This is a genomic window from Enterobacter cloacae complex sp. GF14B, assembly GCF_004136805.1.
GTDB lineage: Bacteria > Pseudomonadota > Gammaproteobacteria > Enterobacterales > Enterobacteriaceae > Enterobacter > Enterobacter hormaechei_C.
The window spans coordinates 1-4,938 of sequence record NZ_QFRV01000142.1 but is presented as its reverse complement, the minus strand read 5'-3'; the positions used below and the strand labels follow the sequence as shown (position 1 = coordinate 4,938).

At 47.7% G+C, this 4,938-nt stretch carries 6 protein-coding genes and 1 pseudogene; 4 read left to right on the top strand and 3 right to left on the bottom strand.

The window, feature by feature from the left end; all coding sequences use genetic code 11:
• On the bottom strand, positions 1 to 338 hold a 338-nt coding region (locus tag DD606_RS23650), incomplete at its 3' end, for an acetolactate decarboxylase (protein WP_139158346.1).
• A 105-nt stretch (positions 339 to 443) separates the two neighbouring features.
• On the opposite strand from DD606_RS23650, the gene DD606_RS23645 reads away from it, so the two are divergent.
• The 3 genes from DD606_RS23645 to DD606_RS23635 all read left to right on the top strand — a co-directional run bounded on the left by DD606_RS23645 (position 444) and on the right by DD606_RS23635 (position 2,217).
• On the top strand, positions 444 to 1,325 hold the full coding sequence (locus DD606_RS23645) for a LysR family transcriptional regulator (protein WP_058659370.1): 882 nt from the start codon (positions 444 to 446) through the stop codon (positions 1,323 to 1,325).
• Between the two features lie 302 nt (positions 1,326 to 1,627).
• Positions 1,628 to 1,735, top strand: a complete 108-nt coding sequence (locus tag DD606_RS26695; RefSeq protein ID WP_157843337.1) for an ash family protein — start codon at positions 1,628 to 1,630, stop codon at positions 1,733 to 1,735.
• Positions 1,736 to 1,761: 26 nt separating this feature from the next.
• Positions 1,762 to 2,217, top strand: a complete 456-nt coding sequence (locus tag DD606_RS23635; RefSeq protein WP_058656593.1) for a hypothetical protein — start codon at positions 1,762 to 1,764, stop codon at positions 2,215 to 2,217.
• A gap of 185 nt (positions 2,218 to 2,402) precedes the next feature.
• Here the strand turns inward: DD606_RS23635 and DD606_RS23630 are convergent, their stop codons facing one another.
• Positions 2,403 to 4,367, bottom strand: a complete 1,965-nt coding sequence (locus DD606_RS23630; RefSeq protein ID WP_058656592.1) for a nuclease-related domain-containing DEAD/DEAH box helicase — start codon at positions 4,365 to 4,367, stop codon at positions 2,403 to 2,405.
• A 200-nt stretch (positions 4,368 to 4,567) separates the two neighbouring features.
• On the opposite strand from DD606_RS23630, the pseudogene DD606_RS26545 reads away from it, so the two are divergent.
• Positions 4,568 to 4,654 (top strand): annotated as a pseudogene (locus tag DD606_RS26545) (AraC family transcriptional regulator); the annotation flags it as partial.
• Here the strand turns inward: DD606_RS26545 and DD606_RS23620 are convergent.
• On the bottom strand, positions 4,651 to 4,938 hold a 288-nt coding region (locus tag DD606_RS23620; protein ID WP_306768322.1), incomplete at its 5' end, for a ketopantoate reductase C-terminal domain-containing protein. The pseudogene DD606_RS26545 and the gene DD606_RS23620 overlap by 4 nt on opposite strands.

The window sequence follows — 4,938 nt, the reverse complement described above, 5'->3', positions numbered from 1 at the left end:
CCGTCGAAGGTTTTGCGGTACTGCGGCTGGAACCAGGTCATCACCGCGAACGGCGTTTTTTGCTCCGGCTTCGCGGCGCGGGCGCTGCCGTCGGCGCGCAGCTGGTACACCTGGCTGCTGAAGGCAATCATTTCACCGTCCAGCTCGTTAAAGGTACCGAGACCAAAATCACCGTGTGCCAGCAGGTCGGCGATGGTCGTCTCCCCTTCGTAGACGCCGCTTAGCAGGGCGCTCATTAACGATGTCTGATAGATCACGCTGTCAGGATGCTGAGCCGAGAACCCACGCAGGGTCTCGCATAAACTCGCCTCACAGTCGCATGCAGATGAATGCATCATCATGCCCGTCCTCTTCAACTTTATTTATAAAGGTTAAATAAATGTTGACCCGATTCAGCAGAGAGTTCCAATATAGAATCCATGCTGGTTTGAGACGTTTTTGATATGGAACTTCGTTATCTGCGCTATTTTGTCGCGGTAGCACGCGAGCGACACTTCACCAGGGCGGCCAAAGCGCTGGGTATTTCACAGCCTCCTCTGAGTCAGCAGATCAAACGGCTCGAAGAGGAAGTGGGCACGCCGCTGTTCAGGCGCCTGACGCGGGGCGTGGAGCTGACCGAGGCGGGAGAAGCCTTCTATGAGGACGCCTGTAAGATCCTGGCGCTGAGCGACGCCGCGCTGGAGAAAGCCCGGGGCATCGCGCGCGGGCTGAACGGCAGCCTGTCGATTGGCATCACCAGTTCAGATGCTTTTCATCCCAAAATCTTCGCCCTGATTCGCCAGTTTCAGGTACAGAACATGGCGGTGCAGGTTCACCAGGTGGAAGCCAATATGTCGTCGCTGACGACGATGCTGGCGGAGGGTGAGCTGGATATCGCCTTTGTGCGCCTGCCGTGCGAGAGCAGTAAGGTGTTCGAGCTAAAAATCCTCGACCGGGAGCCGATGATGGTGGCGCTGCATCGCGATCATCCCCTGGCGGCGTGTGGCGATCTGGCGCTGGAGGAGCTGCGGGATACGCCGGTGGTGCTGTTTCCCCAGGAGGTCGCGCCGGGGCTGTATGACCGCGTTTACGGCAGCTGCGAGCGGGCCGGGATCGATATGCAACACACGCTGCAATCTTCACAACTTTCCTCTTCCCTGAGCATGGTCTCCGCGGGCGGCGGGTTCGCGCTGGTGCCGAAATCCATGGCCGCTATTTCTCCGCCGAATGTCACCTACCATGCGCTGCGCTCGCCAGAGCTTTATACCGATATCGCACTCTGCTGGCGGCGATTTGAGCGTTCGCGGACGGTGAAGCGGTTTCTGGCGATGATGAGCGAGGGGTAGCTACGGTGTGGCTGTGCCCGGCGGCGCTGCGCTTGCGCGGGCCTACGGTTCGTGTCGCGGGTTGGTTGGCTTGTTGGCGGTTTTGTAGGCCGGGTAAGGCGCAGCCGCCACCCGGCAATGCCCTTTGGAAGCCGCCTCGCAAACTTTTAAGCAACCTTATGTAATTCAGGGGCATCCCTTTTCATCCCTTCTCCGCGGTCGTAAAGTGCCTGCGTTGCGGCACATCCGTAACCGGGCGTAGGAACCCGTTAGCATAAAGCGATATTTTTTGTCGCGACAGCGCATATCCCGTTAGAATCACGGTGGCGCTGACGGAGCAGTCGAAAGGCTGGCCGTTTTTCTTTATGCACGGTATTCCTACCTCCGTCAGCGCTACCCCCTCTGAGCGTAGGAACTCATCGGGCGGTTAACATTTTTTGCATAAAGAGGATGCCTTATGGCTACTATCCCTGGATTTTCTTACGCGCTTACTGAAGAAAGCGCTCTTCATCACCTTCTCCACCTGCAACTGCCTGAGTCTGCGGATCTCTTTGAACTGGCTGACACCTGTGCGGCGTACGTAAGCGTACTGGTGGAAACGGACGATGCGGTGACATTTGCCACGCTATGCGAGCGAATGCTGGCTACGCTGAAGCGGCTGCGCAAGAGTTGTGACTCAGAACTTCCGCCGTATTTGGTTGAACGGCTCATTGCGGGGGAAAAGATCGCCTCCTGCGTGCCGGAATGCTGGCAAGAAACGGCGCTACAGGTGGATTATGCCGTGGCGTTAACGCTGGCGATAATGGGCGGGACGTTGCCTGCGAGCGTGGCGAAAGAACTTACCGGGCTGTTGCATGATATGGTCTGGCTGCTGGCGGAGTTTGTAAAAGAGCCTTATATAACGACGCACTGAGGCGGGTGATGGGAGGCCGGGGTTCTGCTGGGTAAAAAGCAGGACTTTGGCCTTACTAAAAGAATAGCTTTGTTTGTTGAATGTCCGTTAAGAGCGAGAAACGGAAGTTGGTTTGCCGGAAGATCTCTAAAAGTGAATGGTTCGGTTAAGCGGGCTGTTTACAGCTGATCTGTATAGAATCCTTTTCAATTCGCATTGATTTCGCTGAAAAAATTTTTATATTTCCCCTCACTACTTTTATCCAAGATAATGAGGTTCTCAATAGATCGCGTGATAGATGTATAGATAACCTCAGGAGTATCCTTGTCATCCATAATATAAAATACGGTTTTAGACTCCAGACCTTTATAACTATGTATCGTGGATAGTTTGATCAATCCGCTATTCGGATAAAAATGGTTTTTCTTTGTCCTCCTTACCCGCTCAATATCAGATTTAATACCAGTATGTCGCTTAATAAAATCACGCAACTCCTCTTTTGTAAGCAATTTTAATCGATTGATATCGTAATGCTTCTTTCCTTTTGGTAGGAGTTCAATTAGTTCTTCATATGTTTCAAACATACAAGTGGTATTTTCAAATTCATTGAATCTTTCATTTAATCGACGAACAAGAAAAATATTAGACGACAGAATAACAATATCATTTGGATTGAAACTATAATTTCTGATGTAGCTTTGAATTTTTTCAAAGCATTTATTTTCCCAATCGGATGGAAAGAAGTGATATTTGATAATATCAAAATTCATTCCTGACTGGATATTTTGTTCTTCAAATAAATCTATATCTGCATGTTTTTCGACCAGATACTTCAATTGATAATCTTTAAAAATTCGATTCAAAGGCGAGTCACTACTTGTACGATAGGAACGACTTAATTTCTTCCACTCACCAAATCCCTGCGCGATGACGGCCGCTCTTTTGCTATCTCTCTCATAAATATTTTGTGATTCGTCACCAAACAGGACCATTTCACCCTCGTGATGGAGGAAGTTGTCACGAATAATTTTTACCCATTCATTTTCAAAGTCTTGAACTTCATCAATCAAAATTGTCCGATACTTACTAACAGAAAAATCGCTGAATAAATCACGGTTAAATAATTCATTAAATCCATATTTTTCAATTAATTCACTGACATCCTGTTCTGTCTCAATCAATTGAGACATGAAAAACTGATGATAATTTGTCACTGCGAAATGTTGATCGTCTCGATAACCAAGAACATCGCTGATTCGGTCTTTAATGAGGTTTTTTAGTGTAATATTGAAAGTCAGAATCAATACAATATCATCATGCCGATGAAAAGCATTTACCGCTCGATTTGCAATGATAGTAGTTTTGCCACAGCCTGCTACACCCTTAATCTTTTGTTTTCCAGACACGCTTATTGCCAACTTACTCTGACGCTTATCTAAGAAAATTTTTTTTCCCTGTTTTAATGTATGGTCGCTTGGCATCAAGCGTCTTTTAAAATCGTCATACACACGATCGTCGAACAGGGCATGTGGCTTAAAGCTTTTAATTTTATTAACGAGTTCTTTTATTCGATCCGCGCCGTAAGCCATGGACTTATCTCTAGTTAACTTTCTTTTTAGCCGCGAGATTTTGTCTGCCTGTTGATTGTATTGCTCTAAGGAAATTTCTTTATTCCTGTATTGTGCATCAATATACCTAGATCGCGCCATCAATTCACTCTGTGCGTGGGAATATAACGAATCTATATTGGCTTTATTACCTTTATGTAAGTAAACAAACGGCTGAGCAATGTTAAAAAAATTGCGATTTTTAAGATAAGACAGACCTAATACTGGTAAATGTAGATTATATAAATTTGACTTATACCTGAAAGCTTGTGATTGAGGTGATGAAATCTTCGACACCCCTTTCTCAGAACTAACTTGCCATTTATTAAAAGCATCCACACTATAATTAACTAGGTTATAGTCCTTCACTTCAATAATGAAAATTGCCGTGTTTTTTTTAAGAATGATAAAATCAGGGCGATCCCCATCAATAAATGGATTAAAGAAAATTTCGTAGCTATCATCCAAGTTATCCGTAAGGTGATTTAACAAGTGAAGCTCACCGGGAGTGGGTGCAACCTTTAAACGGAGTATGTTTTCCAATGTTGGATGAAGGATAGACACGCTAACACTCTCTTTATAATGAATAACTATCTATAATTTACTACATGATCTAAAAGAAACAAGGATGAAATAACAGATTGACTGACCAATTCCCTTTAAATTTACACAGATATCAATGTTGGCTACTTCCGCTCCTGGCACAGAGCGGACACTCATATTCATCTCCCTTCCTCTCTATCGGCCCGCCTCCACTCTCAGGTATGAATGCGTTTATCACCTTGTTTAGAAAAGCGATGGGCAGCACGACCGCCCATTACTTTGCCGAAAGGAAAAACAGCGGCCGTTAACCCGGCCCCTCGCTCCCCGCCGCCAGCAGCGGCACCACTACGTCGCTGATGGGCACCGCAATACCGTGTTTGCGGCCGTAGCGCTGGATGACGCCGTTACGGATATCCCACTCCATCGGGCGATCCGCCTGACGGTCAGCGAGAATCGACGTGCCGAGGTCCTCAGGCGCGCGCTGAAAGTTCGCCAGGATCTCCTCCGCCACCGCATCGTCCAGCTTCGCCCCTTCGGCGCGGGAGACGGTAAGCCCCTCGCGCAGGTAGGCCAGCGCCAGCTCGCTGATATC